Raw genomic sequence first — 18,059 nt, 5'->3', positions numbered from 1 at the left:
GGGCAGATGACCTAAACTTTACAACATTCGGTACAGGCGTTCTTTCGGAAAAACCGCAGTAAAGGTTGAACCCTCGTTTTCTTTCGAGCTGATTTCCAGATGTGCACCATGCTGCATCAGCACATGCTTGACAATGGCAAGGCCCAGACCTGTTCCCCCTGTCTGGCGGCTACGTGCGCTGTCCACCCGATAGAAACGTTCGGTGAGGCGGGGCAGGTGTTTGGGGTTAATGCCAATACCAGTGTCCTGTACCGTAAAATAGGCGTGATCACCATCTTCATGCCAGCCAATGGTGATAATGCCGCCTTTAGGTGTGTATTTAATGGCATTGGTAATCAGGTTGCTGAACGCGCTGGCAATTTCCATATCCGAGCCAATCAGGTCACAGTGACTGTCAATATCCAGATTCAGGGTATGACCATAATCAAGGTTATAGGCACGGGCATCATCAAACAGCTGGTTCATCAGGTTGGGCATGTCAATGATCTGATTTTTTGCCACTTTCTTGTTATTTTCCAGATTGGAAAGCAGCAGCAGGTCATTGACCAGGGCATTCATACGCTTGGTTTGTGACTGCATTTGGGTAAAGGCACGTTTCCAGCGTGGGGTAATGTCATCCTGATCGGTAAAGGTTTCGATATAGCCACTGAGTACGGTCAACGGAGTCCGTAGTTCATGTGAGATGTTATCGACAAAGTCTTTCCGCATCTGCTCAAGGTTGTGCATGCGGGTAATGTCATAGGCGACCAGCAACCGACTTTCACCCCCAAAACGGGTCAGTTTCACCTGTACATAATGTTCTTCATCCATTTTGGCCTGTAGACGAATGCCATCGGGTGCCTGATCACTATGCTTGAAATATTCAATAAAGTTGGGTTGGCGTAAAATCGCCAGCAAGTTACGTCCACGGTCCAATGGGCTAATCCCCAGTAATTTTTCCGCAGCAGGATTCCACCATTCAATTTGATGCTGGTCATCAATCAAGACCACCGCCTCAGCCAACGCCACCAGAGAGGATTGTGCGCGGTCGATCAGTCCGACCATTTCCGCCTGAACAATACGTTCCTGACGCTGGGCACGGTAAACATTGAACAGCAATGCACCCCAGATACCATTCAGGTTGGGTGGCACATCGTAGGGGCGGTTGGAAATCCAGTCATTGACCAGATAAAGCGAGCGTAGCTGGAGGGCAAAAAAAACCACGAACGCGATAAAAACACAGCTCCAGAAGTATCCGACCCCGAATCCAATCAAGCTTGCAATCAATAAGAAAAACAGCAGCAGCCTTAAATCCTGTTTTGCAAACGTCCATAAACTGCTGTAGCGAAAACGCTGGTGTTCACGTGCCAGTTCAGGGACGGGATAGGGTTCATACATAAAGGATTTTAACCTGCTGCTAAATCAGCGCGTGTAGAGAAACGATAGCCTGTGCCACGTACCGTCTGTACAAAACGATCCACCCCAAATGGTTCCAGCACCTTGCGCAGGCGACGGATATGCACATCGATGGTACGGTCCTCAATATAGACATTACCACCCCAGACCTGATCCAGCAATTGGGCACGGGTATAGGCACGTTCAGGATGGGTCATAAAGAATGCCAGCAAGCGGTACTCAGTTGGCCCCATATCTAAAATACTGTTGCCAAAACTGACTCGCTGGCTGACAGGATCAAGCATCAGGCCATTGGCATCAATCACCTTTTCACCGCTGAGCGCATTGGCACGGCGCAACACCGCCTTGATGCGTGACACCAGTTCACGGGTGGAGAATGGCTTGGTCATGTAGTCATCCGCACCTGCGTCGAGACCCTGTACCTTATGGTCTTCCTCACCACGGGCGGTGAGCATGATCACGGGAATTTCCGCCAGGTTCTCATCGCGTTTCAGGCGGCGGCACAGATCCACACCACTGACTCCGCCTGGAAGCATCCAGTCCAGCAGAATAAGTGCGGGACGCTGATCAACGATGATCTGGTGCGCCTGTTTGGCATCTTCAGCCTGTAGACACTGGAAGCCCGCCATATCCAGAGAGGTATGGATCATTTCGCGGATTGGTAGCTCATCATCGACAATTAAAATATAGTCATCTTTCACAGCGCAATACCCTTAAATATGGTTTTTTAGTTATGACAGGCTTATTACAAAGATTAATTATGACAATATCATTGCAAAAGAGCTGATAAAGTCGAATTTAGCAATAAATTGTGACAGTTGTGGGGCAGAGCAGTGACCAAATGATGACAGTTAAACGATCAATAAAGCCATGCAATTCATTTATTTAACTCTACCTCAGTTTTAGGGTTGTATCTGTCATAAAACTGTAAAACGATTTTAATTTTTTTTGGCTGTGGTCTCAATAAAGGACAGGAACACTGCACAACAGGCCGCTAAAACATCCTCCAGCGGCTGCTTGAAACCCTCGGAAACCCAACGGATAATAATATGCGTGACATAGCCATTCAGCCCTGTTGCCATTAAAGACACTTCTTCGGCACTCTGTGGGGCATTGGGCATGGTGATCATCACGAAGCCCTGAATGATACGGTCAAACTGGGTCAGGGTTTCTTGAATGGTGGCCTGATTATGTAAATCCTGCACCAGCATGGCATCAATATAAATGATCCGTGCCATACGTGGGTCATCCTTGATGGTGCTGAGTAGGGCGGACAATCCTGCCGTGACCATGTTCTTCGGTTCAGGCGCAGCCATGAGTACCGCCTGGGTCAGGCAGGTCTGCATTTTCTCAATCATTTTCAGGAAAACCGTCTGAAACAGTTCCTCACTTTTCTTAAATGATTCATAGAAATAGCGTTCAGTCAGCTTGGCTTCATTACAGACATCCTTGACTGTCACGGAGAAGAATCCCTGTGTGCCATACATGGCAATGCCTGCCTCAATCAGTTTTTCGCGGCGTGCTTCCTTGCGCTCAGTCAAGGAGAGACCCTTGAACTGACGTTCTTTGCTATCAGTCATGTTTTTCTTGCGTGTCGATCGATCTTGAGTTGCCATTGAGAAAACCGTTCCCTAAAAAGTCTTTAAATCATGTAGATCATGGTTATTTGTATTTCAACAATGTTGTGCTGACCTAGCATAACCAAATTCTGAAAATCCACCTTGTCTCTTTTAACCATGTTCAGTCATAAAATGTAAATAGGCCTATTATGACATGTAAGGTGTTGGTTATTGCCATTTGTCTTAAAGGTCCATTGTACTATATTGACAACCTGTATTGTCAAAATTATATTGGTTACAGCTTAAACTGCACATGACAACGCATGATTGGGGCGAACTATGTGCATCTCATTCGCAATACAAAGGATAGGCAATGAAAAACTTTAAAAATAAAGTCGCGGCGATCACAGGTGCAGGTTCTGGGATTGGGCAGCAACTCGCAGTTTTATTGGCTAAACAGGGCTGCCATTTGTCATTGAGTGACATCAATGAAAAGGGACTGGCGCAAACTGTTGAGCTGGTAAAACAATATCCAGTGACTGTAACCACCAAGGTGCTTGATGTTTCAAACCGTGATGCGGTGAAACAGTGGGCGCAGGAAACGGTACAGGATCATGGTTCAGTGAATATGATCTTCAACAACGCGGGTGTGGCTTTGGGCTCAACTGTGGAAGGTGCAAGCTATGAAGATCTGGAATGGATCGTAGGGATCAACTTCTGGGGCGTGGTTTACGGCACCAAGGAATTCCTGCCATTCATCAAGCAAACCAAAGATGGTCATATCATCAACATTTCCAGTATTTTTGGCCTAACCTCGCAGCCAACACAGTCAGCTTATAACGCAACCAAGTTTGCGGTACGTGGCTTTACTGAATCATTGCGTCAGGAGCTTGATATTGAAAAGAGTGGCGTAAGCTCACTCTGCGTACACCCAGGTGGTATCCGTACCAATATCGCAAAAGCGGCGAAAATGAATGACAGCCTGAAGAGTCTGGGCATGGACCCGAACAAGTCAATTAAGCAGTTTGACAAGTTTCTGCGTACTCCACCAGAAGAAGCGGCCCGTCAAATTCTCAATGCGGTATTGAAAGACAAACGCCGTCTGCTGATCGGTACAGATGCGCGTGTTGTGGATACATTCCAGCGTTTATTCCCAACGGGTTATCAACGTCTTGCAGCGATTGCAACGAAAATGATGTAAGTTGGTTTGTAGCAACAAAACATAATTCCCTCTGAACAGCAACTCAGGTTCTGTCAGGGGGATTTTTTATGGTCTCACCAATCATAAGATTTTTACTATGAGCTAAGTGATTTAAGTTTTAAAATAAAAAACGACAATAAAAACAATATTGGAATAGAGATGAGTCTACAGCAATTATTAGAAGTCAATCACCAACTGATTCAGGCTGTTTATGATCATCGTCAATGGGATCAGGCAATGACGAGCCTCAATACACTATTTAATAGTTGTGGTGTCAATTTTGCCTTTAATTTTGTGGCAGTGAGTGGATTATGTGACCCATATTATAAGCAATTGTATCATAATGAGTTATGGCAACATGATATGTTGTCAGGTCATATGTTGACAGCACCTGTGGGAAGTATCAAAACCGATGAAATGATTGTGTCAAAGCAGGAACTCCAGCGCAGTGTCTTGTTTAATGAATGGCTTGCACCACAGGATTCGCATAGTGTTTTACAAATCAAGCCCTTTCAGCAGGGAGAAACCTCAAGTATTTTTACCTTGGCGCGAGGTGGGCGGCAATCCAAATTTATGTCCTCTGATCTGGCGATGGTAGAAGCCTTGTTGCCAACCTTACAAAATGTTTCTGCAATTTACCAACGTTTAGGGCAAGTGAAGTTAGAGCAATATAGTCAAGGTTTGGACAGCTTGCAGACTGGGTTCATCATTGTTGATCAACATGCCCAGCTTCTCTATCAAAATCCATTTGCTGAACGTTTGATTCATCACATCAATAGCCCATTGTGGGTGAAAAATAAAAAACTGGAAGCTCAACAATCCATCGGTCATGTTCAATTAAAACAAGCCATTTTTAATATTGCACAATCAGGTAGCCTGTCAGCAGGACAGGAAATTTTATTGCCTATCGCACATGAACCACTCAATCTATTGTCTGTGTTTATTTCAGTTTTGCCTGATGCGCAAAGTTTTGGCATCAGTTGTGTGCAGGCGGTTTCTTTACTGATTCGGAAAGTCGGTTTTGACTATGGTTGTGAGACCAAACAGCGATTGATTTCGTTATTCGGTCTGAGTCCACAGGAAGCAGTGATCACGACTTATTTATTACGTGGCTATGCTTTATCCGAGGCCGCTGAATTGGAAAACATTAGTATTACCACGGCACGCACTTATTTAAACCGAATTTTTAGAAAAACACAGACCAACCAGCAAAGCCAGCTCTTGGCATTGTTGGCGCAAATTTTACATTAGGCAACACCTGACCAAGAAAACATTTTTTGAGCTTTTCTTGGTTTTTGTCATTCATTTAGAGGACATACAGCCAGAAATTTTAGCGATTAAATAATGCTTATTATGATAGGAAAATGAGTATTATGAACCGCATCTTTAAAATTATCTGGAATAAATCACTTGGGCAAATGGTGGTGGTGTCCGAAATGGCAAAACGGGCGATCAGTCAAAGCACATCCGCAAGACCAGCACAATCAACTGCTACACCTTGTGATCAGATTTATCTCTTTCGTTTAACGCCTTTGCTACTGGCAATGCTCGGTGGGCAAGCATGGGCAGGTTCAATCTGTGACTTAACTCCAGCACCTTTTAGCAACCCTACCGCAGAGGGTGGGTTTTCGTTGGCATGTGGTTCGGAAGCTCGGGCATCAGGTACTTATAGTACAGCAGTAGGTAGTTTTTCTAATCATGCAATGGGTCAAAGTAGCACGGCAATCGGGTTTTATAATACCGCTTCCAAAATTTCAAGTACGGCTGTGGGGGATGCTAATAGCGCAGCAGGACAATATAGCAGTGCTTTCGGTACATCGAATAAAGCCAAAGGTGACTATAGTCTGGCGGTGGGTAGTCAAACATTGGCACAGTTGACGGGGGCAACTGCAATTGGTGGCGCATCCAATGTAAATAATTTAACCATTCAATATGATCAGAATGGAAACGTAAATACAATTAATGATATTCCTGTCACCGCAGCAGATTCAACCATTTACAATATTAGTGCAATCAATGGCATGACGATGTCTTCTGATGATATTCAGGATGCAATTAAAAGTATGCGAACAGGCGCAGCAGTTGCATTGGGACAAAATAGCACGGCTGTGGGTGGCGAAAATATCGCAGCAGGCTATGCCAGTAGTGCATTGGGCTATCAAAACAGAGCGATTGCCTCAAGCAGTAGCGCACTGGGTTGGTCAAATATCGCATCAGGTGTGGGAGCATCGGCAGTAGGATATAGCAATACTGCCAGTGCGTTGTATAGCAGTGCTTTGGGACGTGGCAATTTAACCGAGGGTGTAAACAGTAATGCGCTTGGCTATGCAAACAATACCGCAGGTGGTTTTGCCAGCGCAGTCGGCAGCTATAATGCTGCGTTAGAAGATAATACTGTTGCAGTTGGTTTTCGTAATGCGGCTATTGGTGTAAATGCGGTTGCTATGGGTAGTGCAACCAATACCCCTCGAACGCCTGTGGTCACCAAAAATGGAACAGGTGGCACGATTGACAGTATTGATGGTGTTGCTGTGACAACAAATGTCACCAATGTTAATGATTTAAGTGGTACCACCATTCTTTCCATTCAGGGTGATAACAGCTTGAGTGCGCTGGCAAAACAGCAGTTTTTAACCACATTGCAATTCGGGGGAAATGTTGCGGCAGGGCAGCAGAGTACAGCAGTGGGCAGTAGTAATCAGGTTTTAGGGACTAAGAGTAGTGCCTTTGGACAGGGCAACACCATATCAGGCGATTATAGTCATGCGTCGGGTTCCTTGAATACTGTTTCAGGAAATTATGCAACAGCCGTAGGGCGCAGTAATACGGCATCGGCACATAATACCAGTGCATTGGGGACAGGTAATATTGCCAATGCCAATAACAGCAGCGCAACAGGTTCATTTAATACTGCATGGGGCGATTATAGTTATGCTGCTGGAAGTATCAATGCTGCCCTCGGTGCGTCATCAACTGTAATTGGTGCCGCCAGTGGTGGCCGAACCCTGACTCTGACCTATACAGGTACAGGTGGTACGATTGATAGTATTAATGGTATTACTGTAAGCACTACGACCACAACATTGGCTGGCTTAACCAAAAATACCTTATTGTCGGTACAGGGTGATACGGGCTTATCACCTGAGGCAAAAGATAATTTTCTCACCTCTTTGAAATATGGCGGTAATCTTGCCATGGCTGCCAATAGCACGGTCATTGGTAATGAAAGTATTGTGACAGGCGCATCGGCTCAGACATTGGGGCGAAATAATGTTGTGGTTGCCAATGGTGCAACGGCTGTGGGCTTAAACAACACCGTGTCTGGTGTGGCAGGTACAGCCATTGGCACAAATCATACTGTATCAGGTGCTTATGCTGCGACAGTGGGTTTTAACAATACCGTATCGGGTGAAAATAGTGCGGTATTTGGCAGTTATAGTAAAGCCACAGCCGATAGCGCAACCGCTTTAGGTTATGACTCACTGGCAGATGAAGAAAATACCATTTCAATCGGACGTAGCGGTGCAGAAAAACGCTTAACCAACCTTGCCAAAGCAAGCAAAGACACTGATGCGGTCAATCTGTCCCAGCTCCATCCATTTGCAACAGCATTGGGCGGTGGGGCAAGCTATACAGGCGGTACTTGGACAGCACCAACTTATGTGATTCAAGGTTCAAATTATAATAATGTGGGTAGTGCGTTAAGTGCCGTAAATACCAAATTAACAGGCTTACAAAACCAGATTAATAATTTACCCGCAGGCAGTGGAGGAACTGGTGCAGATGGGAAAAGTGCCTATGAAATTGCACAGGGTCATGGCTTTACAGGGTCAGAAACAGATTGGCTTGCTTCTTTAAAAGGAGATAAAGGCGACAAGGGCGATCAAGGTTTGCAGGGTTTAAAAGGAGATCAGGGCGATAAAGGCGAACAAGGCTTACAGGGTTTAAAAGGCGATCAGGGCGATAAAGGTGAACAAGGTTTGCAGGGTTTAAAAGGGGATCAGGGCGATAAAGGTGAACAAGGGTTGCAGGGTTTAAAAGGGGATAAAGGCGACAAGGGCGAACAAGGCTTACAGGGTTTAAAAGGCGATCAGGGTGACAAGGGCGAACAAGGGTTGCAAGGCTTAAAAGGGGATAAAGGCGACAAGGGCGATCAAGGACTAGCAGGATTAAACGGTAAAGATGGGCAGGATGGTAAAAATGGCTTGGATGGTTTAAATGGCAAAGATGGTGCAAAAGGAGATAAAGGTGATCAGGGGTTACAAGGCTTAAAAGGAGATCAAGGCGATAAGGGTGATCAAGGAATAGCAGGCTTAAACGGTAAAGATGGGCAGGACGGTAAAAATGGCTTGGATGGTTTAAATGGCAAAGATGGTGCAAAAGGAGATAAAGGTGATCAGGGGTTACAAGGCTTAAAAGGTGATCAGGGATTAAGTACCTTTGAAATTGCAATAAAAAATGGTTTTGCTGGAACAGAACAACAATGGTTGGATAGCCAAACCAACCCTTATCTTGCGATTCAGTCCAACACTGCAAAAACACAGGACAAACCACAAGCCACTGGCGAAGATGCCATTGCCCTTGGTGCAGGAGCAAAAGCACAAGGTCAACAATCCATCAGCATTGGCGTGGGCAATACTGTCACAGGTGATCACTCAGGTGCGATTGGTGACCCAAGCACTGTGGCAGGCAATAATAGCTATAGTTTGGGCAATAACAATACCGTTTCAGGCGATAATACTTTTGTGGTCGGAAATAATGTGAATACAGCAGCAAAAAATGCTGTGGTTTTGGGCAATGATTCGAGTTCAAATCGTGACAATACGGTTTCAGTCGGTGCGACCAATAAAGAACGTCAAATCATTCATGTTGCAGATGCGACCCAAGCCACAGATGCGGTGAATTTACGGCAAATGCAAAATGCCGACCAACACACTTTAACTCAGGCAAAAAGCTATACCGATCAGGGCAATGCCAGTACCTTACAAAGTGCGCAGCGTTATACTGACAGCCGTATTGATCAGTTAAACCAGAACTTTAAGGAGTTTAAACAGGATACCTATGCAGCAATTGCTTCAAGTCTGGCTGTTGCGGGGCTGCCGCAGCCAATACAGGCTGGAAACAGCATGGTCAGTGCCGCAGTGGGTGGCTGGAATGGCGAACAGGCGGTTGCCATTGGTGTCAGTGGCGTAACGGACAATAATAAATTCAGTTATAAGGCCGCAGGAACCACCAATACCCAAGGTGACTTTGGCGGTAGTATTGGTGTGGGCTGGAACTGGAAATAAATAGGCTAAACAGGTGAGTCTCACTGAGAAATATAAATGATCAGTGAGACTTGTTCGTTTAAATCAACTTCTCAATCTTGGATTTCTTCCAGACAAACTGATAGTAACTCGCCTGAAAAATACACAGGCAGACAAAAGACAGTGCATAGGCAATCCAGATGCCTGACAGGCCCCAAATTTTGCTGAATCCATACGCGCATGGTACCTCAATCAGGATGATGGTCAAAATATTGATCAGCATCGGTACATTCACCGTACCACTGGCCCGCATGATTGATGCAAAAATCGCGCTTGCCCCAAAGAATAAAACTGCCCACAGCACAATAAACAACAGTTGCTGCCCAAGCTCAATCACGCTGTGATCGGTAATAAACAGTGCCATTAAATATTTTGAGAATAAATAGGCGAGTGCAATCAGGCTGCCTGTAAACAGAAAATTCATGCCTAAAGCGGTGCGGGTGACTTTTGCCAGTAAATCGGGCTTGCCAGCACCAATCGCCTGTGCGGCAAAAATGGAGGCCGCAATTGAAATGGATAGCGCTGGAAACTGGATATAGTTCAGCACCTGATTGACTGCTCCATAAGCCGCGGTGGCATGTGCGCCGTAATGGTTGATCAGGCCAATAATCACCAAGCCTGCCAAAGAGGTGGTGACCATCTGGATACCCGTTGGAATTCCCAGTTTTAAGATCAGTTTGCTCAGTGTGGCATCATGACGAATATGCTGTAAAAGTGGGCGATCAATCTTAAGTGGATGGTTTTTATAATTGAGGTAAAACCCTAGAAAAACCAGTACGGCTGCATAGCCCAGAATGGTTGCGATGGCTGGCGCAATAATCCCGAGGGCAGGAAAGCCAAAATAGCCTTTCAGCAACACAGGCGTAACCGCCAGCCCAATCAGGCTGGTTAGGCTCAATGCGATCAGCGGTGTCACACTGTCACCGACACCGCGAAGAATTGAGGTGTAGATAATATAGACAAATAACAGCGGGCTACCTGCCAGCATCCATTGCACATAGGGTAGTGACAGGTGCATGACCTTGGCATCTGTACCCAGCAATTTCAACATGGGCTCGGCCATCATCACACCTAAAACCGCAATCACACTACCGCCAATCAGGGTCATGAACAGGGTTGAACCAATCACACAGCGCACTTTCTCAAGATTCTGGGCACCCCATGCCTGTCCCACCAACACGGTGGTTCCCGCCGAGATTCCAATCACAAAGGCAAGCAGAAAGAACAGGATTGGAAAGAACACCGAAACGGCGGCAATTGCATCCACGCCCATCATTTGCCCAACAAAGATGGTATTGATGGTACCCGACAGGTTTTGCAAAATATTGGTGGCAATCAAGGGAACCAGAAAAACAAAAAAGGTTTTCCAGAGGTTTGGCTGCATCACCAGAGGTTGGTGTGGTGTCATTCAGTTTCCTTCATGCTTCATCCTGAAACATCTATTTTTCACCATACCATCATCAGTCAGGTTGAAGTCATGATTGTTCAGTTTATTTTTTGTTGATTAGCACTGCACCAGAATTTCGCCTGCACGTTGCAGCGTCTGGTCGGTTTTGGCAAAGCAGAAACGAATCAGGCGTAGATCATCGGGTGCATTTTTATAAAATACCGAAATCGGAATCGCGACGATTTTATGCTGTTCCGCTAAAAACTGGCACATTTCAATGTCATTCAGGTCAGGACGGATTGCACTGTAGTCCAGACTTTGGAAATAAGTACCTTGCGATGGAATCAATTTAAAACGTGAGTTTTCAATCTGGGCATTAAACAGGTCGCGTTTCGCCTGATAAAAGTCGGGAAGCTCCTGAATATGCTCAGGACGCTGTTGCATATAATCAGCGAGCGCAATCTGGCAAGGTGTGGTGCCGCAGAAGTTGGCAAACTGATAAATCTGACGGAACAGGCGCATCAGGTTGGGTGGGGCAACGCAATAGCCCGTTTTCCAACCCGTCACATGATAGCTTTTACCAAAAGAGCCAATCACATAACTACGCTCACGCAGTTCTGGAAACTGTAGCGCGCTGTAGTGTTTCTGTCCATCAAACACCAGATGTTCATACACCTCATCAGACAACACCACAATATTCTTATCCTGAATCAGTTCAATCAGTTGATGCCAGTCCTGTTCCGACCAAATCGCACCCGTTGGGTTATGCGGTGTATTGACAATGATCATGCGAGTTTTGGCATTGATGCGGTCTTTAACCTGTTGCCAGTCCGCCTGAAAGGTCGGTGCCTCAAGATTGATATGAATGGATGTTCCACCTGCAAGCTGTACGGCGGGAGAATAGCTGTCATAGCTTGGGTCAAAAATAATCACTTCATCACCTGCATGAATACAGGCCTGAATGGCACAGAAAATTGCGATGGTTGCACCTGGGGTAATGGTGATCTCAGTGACGGGATCAAGCTGTAGCTGGTCACGTTGTAGAAATTGCTGCGCCAGTTGCTCACGTAATGCCAGTACACCATCACCCGAAGGGTATTGATTGTATCCCGACTGGGTGGCCTGACAGAGGGCTTCAATCAGGGCAGGCGGTGCTGGGAAATCGGGAAAGCCCTGTGACAGGTTCAGGGCATTGAGCCGTTGTGCAAGTTCAGTCATCACGCTAAAAATGGTCACGCCTTGGCTTGGGAGTTTTGACTGAAGCTGCAACATTTTTTTAACCTGATTGACGTTTTATTTTGCAGTGATTGTATAGTGAAAGGTGATGCCTGACCAAGTTATTGTGATTAGGGTCTGTTGACATTTCAGCCATGCATTGCGTTATCGGCTAAAACGACATAAACAAGGCATGAAACGCAGGCAATGGCGACCCCCTTGTCAAGTTTCATAACGCAGTTTATGGAAGTTTTAGCCATAACCCTGCGGGACAGGGACATTTTTTGCCGCTACTGCGTTATGTTTCGCTCATTTAGAATAACTAAATTTCGCAAAACATGCCTTGTACCGTCTAAAAAATGTCCACTGTCGCAAGCATCTGTGAAATGTCAACAGACCCTAAGTAAATGTTGAATTTTGCCGTTAATCGACTGAAAAATGTGTCTTATGTTGGGAAAAACAGGGTAATTGTGTCTGAATAAAAACAATAGTGACGGAATTGGTCATTTTTTATTGAAAATTGTCTAAAAATTTGTTGTTTTTCATGATGATACGCTATTTTAGTTGCTGCTGTAAAGCGCTATAATTTCTATCGAGGGGTTCAATTAAATACCAATTATAGTGAAATGGGACATCAGGCAATGGACAGTTTCGATTTAAAAATACGCTATCCGCATCATATTGATCTCAATGATGTGGAGCAGTTCGGGACTTTGAATACCATTGGGGTATTGACCAGATTTGACCGAATGGGCTGGAAACAGCAGTTAAGCCGCTGGTTGCAACTGGATGGTGCCAGTCCGACCTTTACCATTACCGATGAAAAGACAGAGCAGACCATAGAAATCGTATTGAATACCTACGGGTCATCTCAGGAACTTAACTTTATCGTCAAGACAGACATTCCAGTGGTTGTCCCTAAAAAACAAATATTTGGATTAATTACGCTTCAGGCGAAAGAGACGGTTCAGTTTAAGCAGCTTTCACTGGTACAGGTTAAAGCCTACCTCACTGCGTTTTTAAAGCAGGACACCGACGCCTTGGTTCGATATTACCAGCAAAGCAAGCAACAACTAGCGCAATCTGCATAACGATGAGGAATAAATCCCCCATCGTTATATTGCTATTTATAAAACATTTTCAACAATGGCACGAATCACACCCAGTGCCAAGCCAATAAATGCCCCGACAATCACGCCATTGACGCGGATCATGTGTAAGTCACCACCCACCTCACTTTCGATTTTGGCAATCATTTCGCGTGAATCCCATTCATGGATACGTTCACTGATATAACGGATGATTTTGTCACTATATTGTTCGCTAAAGTTGGTTGCCAAACCGACCATTTTTTCATTCAGAACCTGACGTACTTTTTCATTCTGAATCAGGCTTTCGCCCAACTGTTGTAATGCCGCCTGTAAATTGCTGGCAATACCTGAATCTGCCTGCATCAAGTCGGTTTTGATCGCATCACAGAGAATGGCAATAGCGCCACTGATAAAGTTCAGCACTTGTGGACTATCCAGCACATCGTCCTTGCCCTGATTTAAGCGTTTGCTGGCTTCACTGTTGCTATCTGCAAGCTGCAACATCAGGTTATGCGTGGTGGTTTCAATGTCCTGCCGCCACGGATGCTCAGGGTTGGCCAGCATGGACTCAACCTTTTCAATCAGTGAGTCAATGGTGCGTTGCTGTACATCAATGCCGATCCAGCTTGCGCCCTTGGCAAGTTTCCAGACACCCAGTTCCTGAAACAGTTTGCGTGACAGGTCGCGTGCCTCTTCAGGATGCGACACAATCCATTCATGGGCCAGATCAAGGCCGCGTTGTAGCACATCCTGATGGAAGTCATTTTCCAGAACGGCACGTAACATTTCACTGGCAAGCTTGTTGATCTTGGTGCTGCGTACCCATTGCACACTGTTGTTCTGGACAAAGTAGGCAATCTGGTCCTGACTCACAAACTCAAAGATCTTCGGTACAGTATGCTGGATCATCTGCACCACTTGCCTGTTGTTGTGCGGATTGGCCAGCCATTGACCCACCGCCAGACTCATATCGGCATTTTTTAGGCTGCGCTCAACAATCTGCGGCGATAAAAAGTTTTCCTGTACAAAGCGGCCCATAGACTCGGCGATACGTGCCTTGTTTCTCGGAATGATTTCAGTATGGTCCCGCAACAGTTTCGGTAGCGGCATTTTCCCAAAAGGATTGCGGAACAACACCGTGACCGCATACCAGTCTGCCAGTCCACCAACCACACCCGCCTCTGCGCCGAGCATGAAAATATGGATGAGCCATTTATATTCAGGGAGGAAATGTGCCGCAACCATAAAGCCAATCCACGACATCACGGCGATAATCAGGGCCATGGTGGCGAAGTATTTGCTTCTTTGCAGGCTTGGAACATGGATTTCTTCGGCTGAATTCATTTAGTCATCCTTTAGTTTACTGTTTGCCTTGTGGTGGCGCAGGCGGCTGCAACACATCTCCCGCTGGGCTCAGTCCATATTTTGGCCCAAGGGACTGCAAAATGAGCTGTGCATCAAATGCGTCAGGCGATTGCTGCTGTGTCTTAAAACACTCAATAGTATACGACACTTGAACTGGATCAATATTGACCACTTGAGGCATATCGTAGAATGGATCGGGCCAAAAGGCTGGGTAACGACGATAGTAGCCATAAGGGTAATAGGATGGTGCTGGATAAATTACCGCCTGACGCTGGGCCTTGTGGCGGGCGTTGCTTGGATCATCCACAACGCTGAAATATCGGAAACCATTCCTGACCGTGATTTGTGCCGCCTTTAATAAAGTGATCTCCTCGGCTGTACCATAACTCAAATTACGATCGGCCTGGAAACCCACACGGTAAGTTTTGTCATTTAATGGATAAGCGGTGAACTGTCCGAGCTGGTCAAATGTTCTGGGTTGTGATGGGACGGTGGCACAGCCTGTAAATGTCAGTGCGACAAGGAGCGGTGTGCACATTAATAAGGTTTTCATATGCAATTCCTGTTTTTCAGGGTCTGGGAAGATGGCCCTAAAAGCTACTGTTCGGTTGGGTTAAAAATTCAAGTTCCTCTGCGGTTGAGCTTCGCCCTAAAATCGCATTGCGATGCGGATAGCGCCCAAAACGGTCAATAATCAGCTTATGCTTTTTCTCAAAGCTGAGATTGATTTCATTGCCCAGTCGTTGAAACAGCTTGAGTGCAAACTCATGTATGAGCTTTGATTCACTGTGCATAAACGGCATATACAGGAACGAACGCTGTTCAGGACTGAGCTGGGCATCCAGTTGCAGGCTGATCGCCTCCTGTGCCAGCATCAGTGCCATGCTGTCCTGGGCAAAGGCGTGTGGCTGGTCGCGATACAGGTTTCGGGAGAATTGGTCCAGCACAATAATTTCGGCCAAGCGTCCCTCAGCAGTCTTGCGCCATGACCACAGTTCGGCTTGGGTAGCCTGATGATGAATTGCTTGAAAACGCTCACGAATTTTTGCATCAAATTCATCACTTTTGGCGAACCAGAGTGAACGGTGGTCAGGATCAAACCAGAAATCAAGAATGTCTTGCGCTTGCATGGGCAGGTATCCATCGGAAGATTTATTTTTAATAAAATCACAATTTCAGCGTGTTTTATATAATCGGATTGTGTTAAAAATTGCCAGGCTAAACCAATACAATCAGGTGACTAGGCCATAATTGTCGTTATAATTGGCTGAGTCGAAAGGGTGGGTATTATTCAAATCCTAATACACTCGACAAAGTCGTTGCCATTGCGTTGGTCGGCTGATCTTGAACAAGCGAGCATATAATATGAATCAACCCAGCACACTTTCCTCCTCTGTGATACCAACGTGGGTAGATGCCTCGCTATTCAAGGGGATGCTGCGTGGTATAGAGCGTGAAAGTCTGCGTATGCAAAGCAATGGATTTTTATCACAAAAAAACCATCCAAAAGCTTTGGGCTCGGCACTGACCCATCCACATATCACCACAGATTACTCCGAAGCGTTGATGGAGTTCATCACCACCCCGCAAACCAGCATTGCCGCCGCGTTAAATGAACTCAGGGATATTCACAGTGTTGTGCATCAGCAACTGGAAGATGGTGAACGCTTATGGCCACTGTCAATGCCCTGTATGCTGGATGACAATGAGGAAAATATTAAGCTGGCGCAGTATGGCACATCGAATATCGGTCGTTTTAAAACGCTGTACCGCCGTGGTTTGGGTGTGCGCTATGGCCGCCGTATGCAGACCATTTCAGGGGTGCACTACAACCTGTCTTTTCCAGACCAGCTATTTGCCAGCTTGCAGCAACATGAAAGTAATCCAGAATTAAAACAACTCAGTCTGCAAGATTATCGTAGTCACCGCTATTTTGGCCTGATTCGGAACTTTATCCGACTTACCCCATTGGTTATGTATCTGTTGGGGGCAAGCCCATCGGTATGCCGCTGTTTCCTGACAGGCCGTGAGCATCATTTACAGCCATTGGTCAAGGGCACTTTATATTTACCCGAGGCAACCGCATTGCGAATGGGGCGTTTGGGATACCAAAATTCAGCACAAAAAGAATTGGGCATTCATTATAACGATCTACACGATTATCTCGATGGATTACAAAAAGCGGTGCATACCCCTTATCCTGAATTTACCAATTTAGGTCTAGATGATGAGAATGGTGAACCGATTCAGATCAATGATCATGTGCTGCAAATTGAAAATGAATACTACAGTCTGGTTCGTCCAAAACAGGTGCCTCAGGCGGGTGAGACTCCATCACAGGCATTAAAAGACCGTGGTGTGGGCTATGTTGAACTTCGTGCCGTTGATGTCAATCCCTATAGTCCAATTGGTATTGATGAAACCACGGCAGGCTTTCTGGAAAGTCTGGCGCTCTACTGTTTATTGAATGAAAGTCCTGATTTATTTGCCGATGAACAGGAACAGATTGATCAAAACCAGATTGAAGTGGTCAATCGTGGACGTGCCGCCGATGCCAAAATTGTAGCGGGACAGACCACAGTACCATTTCAGGATTGGGCACAGCGTCATTTAAATGCGATTCAGGCCTGTGCGGTCATACTTGACCAAACAGATGGTACACAGCTTTATCAGGATGCTGTTCAGGTGATGCAGCAACGTTTAAACCATGTTGAACAGACACTGTCTGCGCATGTGATCGAGGATACGCTACAACATGGTGGTACGTGGAGCTTTGGTAGCATGATGGCGCAGCAGCATGTCAACAGTTATGATCAACATCCATTAAGTGTGGAAAGACAACAGTATTTTGAACAGTTGGCGCAAACTTCATTGCAAAAACAGGCGCAACTTGAACAAGATCACCACATGAGTTTTGGACAATATCTTGCACAATATCGCTAATATTTTAGAGGATTTCCCATGCGATGGAACTACCGTTTAGTCAGTGCTGTGCTGGTGTTGGCTAGCATTATTGGTATCTCATTTGCGTTGTACCTAGAGCATGTGCAGGGGCTGGAACCGTGTCCACTGTGTATTTTCCAGCGTATTGGCCTGATTGGGATGGGTTTGATTGCACTGATTGCATTTATCCATAACCCAATTTCAAACGCCTTTAAACGTTTTTATGCGTTGCTGGCGGCCTTGTCGATTGGCTGGTCGGTTGGCGTGGCAGCCCGTCATGTATGGCTACAGCACTTGCCACCCGACAAGGTGCCGAGCTGTGGCCCAGGTCTTGACTATCTGGTGGATGCCCTGCCAATGAAAGCGGTGTTTAAGGAAGTCCTTTCAGGATCGGGTGAATGTGCTGCAATTGACTGGACTTTTCTAGGTCAGTCCCTGCCTGTATGGTCGTTACTCTATTTCAGCCTGATTCTACTGATCTGCCTATGGCAATTGTTTAGAAAATATCCTGTTATCCAAAAATAAAACAGAATCTTCACCTTAAATAAGACCCTAAACACTACTGATGTTTAGGGCCTTATTTTGTCAGTAAGTAAA

At 45.8% G+C, this 18,059-nt stretch carries 14 protein-coding genes; 6 read left to right on the top strand and 8 right to left on the bottom strand.

Features of this window, described 5'->3' with window-relative positions; translation table 11 throughout:
- Window positions 1–18: 18 nt before the first annotated feature.
- The 3 genes from phoR to QTA56_RS12775 form a co-directional block, all read right to left on the bottom strand.
- Window positions 19–1,377 (bottom strand): phosphate regulon sensor histidine kinase PhoR, encoded by a 1,359-nt coding sequence (phoR, locus tag QTA56_RS12785; RefSeq protein ID WP_267981323.1) that lies wholly within the window; start codon window positions 1,375–1,377, stop codon window positions 19–21.
- An 8-nt stretch (window positions 1,378–1,385) separates the two neighbouring features.
- Window positions 1,386–2,096, bottom strand: coding sequence for a phosphate regulon transcriptional regulator PhoB (phoB, locus tag QTA56_RS12780; protein ID WP_004659793.1), 711 nt, complete (start codon window positions 2,094–2,096; stop codon window positions 1,386–1,388).
- Window positions 2,097–2,333: 237 nt separating this feature from the next.
- Window positions 2,334–3,011 (bottom strand): TetR/AcrR family transcriptional regulator, encoded by a 678-nt coding sequence (locus tag QTA56_RS12775; RefSeq protein WP_267981322.1) that lies wholly within the window; start codon window positions 3,009–3,011, stop codon window positions 2,334–2,336.
- A 316-nt stretch (window positions 3,012–3,327) separates the two neighbouring features.
- Between QTA56_RS12775 and QTA56_RS12770 the strand changes: the two genes are divergently transcribed.
- From QTA56_RS12770 to QTA56_RS12760, 3 genes are all read left to right on the top strand, one after another.
- Entirely contained in the window at window positions 3,328–4,155 is an 828-nt protein-coding gene (locus QTA56_RS12770) for an SDR family NAD(P)-dependent oxidoreductase (RefSeq protein WP_267981321.1), read from the top strand.
- 159 nt (window positions 4,156–4,314) lie between these two features.
- Window positions 4,315–5,406 (top strand): helix-turn-helix transcriptional regulator, encoded by a 1,092-nt coding sequence (locus QTA56_RS12765; protein WP_267981320.1) that lies wholly within the window; start codon window positions 4,315–4,317, stop codon window positions 5,404–5,406.
- 113 nt (window positions 5,407–5,519) lie between these two features.
- Window positions 5,520–9,443: a YadA-like family protein gene (locus QTA56_RS12760; protein ID WP_267981319.1), complete on the top strand. Its 3,924-nt coding sequence runs from the start codon at window positions 5,520–5,522 to the stop codon at window positions 9,441–9,443.
- A 58-nt stretch (window positions 9,444–9,501) separates the two neighbouring features.
- On the opposite strand, the gene QTA56_RS12755 is transcribed toward QTA56_RS12760, so the two are convergent.
- Together QTA56_RS12755 and QTA56_RS12750 are read right to left on the bottom strand one after the other, a co-directional pair.
- Entirely contained in the window at window positions 9,502–10,869 is a 1,368-nt protein-coding gene (locus QTA56_RS12755) for an MATE family efflux transporter (RefSeq protein ID WP_267981318.1), read from the bottom strand.
- A gap of 96 nt (window positions 10,870–10,965) precedes the next feature.
- Window positions 10,966–12,120: a pyridoxal phosphate-dependent aminotransferase gene (locus QTA56_RS12750; RefSeq protein WP_267981317.1), complete on the bottom strand. Its 1,155-nt coding sequence runs from the start codon at window positions 12,118–12,120 to the stop codon at window positions 10,966–10,968.
- A gap of 584 nt (window positions 12,121–12,704) precedes the next feature.
- On the opposite strand from QTA56_RS12750, the gene QTA56_RS12745 reads away from it, so the two are divergent.
- On the top strand, window positions 12,705–13,154 hold the full coding sequence (locus tag QTA56_RS12745) for a hypothetical protein (protein ID WP_267981316.1): 450 nt from the start codon (window positions 12,705–12,707) through the stop codon (window positions 13,152–13,154).
- A 36-nt stretch (window positions 13,155–13,190) separates the two neighbouring features.
- Here QTA56_RS12745 and QTA56_RS12740 read toward each other — a convergent pair whose 3' ends face one another.
- From QTA56_RS12740 to QTA56_RS12730, 3 genes are read right to left on the bottom strand one after another with little or no spacing between them, the layout of a single operon-like run.
- Window positions 13,191–14,498, bottom strand: coding sequence for a DUF445 domain-containing protein (locus QTA56_RS12740; RefSeq protein ID WP_267981315.1), 1,308 nt, complete (start codon window positions 14,496–14,498; stop codon window positions 13,191–13,193).
- A gap of 16 nt (window positions 14,499–14,514) precedes the next feature.
- Window positions 14,515–15,072, bottom strand: coding sequence for a CC0125/CC1285 family lipoprotein (locus QTA56_RS12735; protein WP_267981314.1), 558 nt, complete (start codon window positions 15,070–15,072; stop codon window positions 14,515–14,517).
- Between the two features lie 37 nt (window positions 15,073–15,109).
- Window positions 15,110–15,649, bottom strand: a complete 540-nt coding sequence (locus QTA56_RS12730; RefSeq protein ID WP_267981313.1) for a DUF924 family protein — start codon at window positions 15,647–15,649, stop codon at window positions 15,110–15,112.
- 235 nt (window positions 15,650–15,884) lie between these two features.
- Between QTA56_RS12730 and gshA the strand changes: the two genes are divergently transcribed.
- Together gshA and QTA56_RS12720 are read left to right on the top strand one after the other, a co-directional pair.
- Window positions 15,885–17,462 (top strand): glutamate--cysteine ligase, encoded by a 1,578-nt coding sequence (gene gshA / locus QTA56_RS12725; protein ID WP_267981312.1) that lies wholly within the window; start codon window positions 15,885–15,887, stop codon window positions 17,460–17,462.
- 18 nt (window positions 17,463–17,480) lie between these two features.
- Window positions 17,481–17,987 (top strand): disulfide bond formation protein B, encoded by a 507-nt coding sequence (locus QTA56_RS12720; protein ID WP_267981311.1) that lies wholly within the window; start codon window positions 17,481–17,483, stop codon window positions 17,985–17,987.
- Window positions 17,988–18,059: the final 72 nt, after the last annotated feature.

Origin of the sequence: Acinetobacter thutiue (genome assembly GCF_030385805.1) — a bacterium.
Classification (GTDB): Bacteria; Pseudomonadota; Gammaproteobacteria; order Pseudomonadales; family Moraxellaceae; genus Acinetobacter; species Acinetobacter corruptisaponis.
The sequence above is the reverse complement of the archived record's forward strand: the minus strand, read 5'-3'. Positions and strand labels throughout refer to the sequence as shown.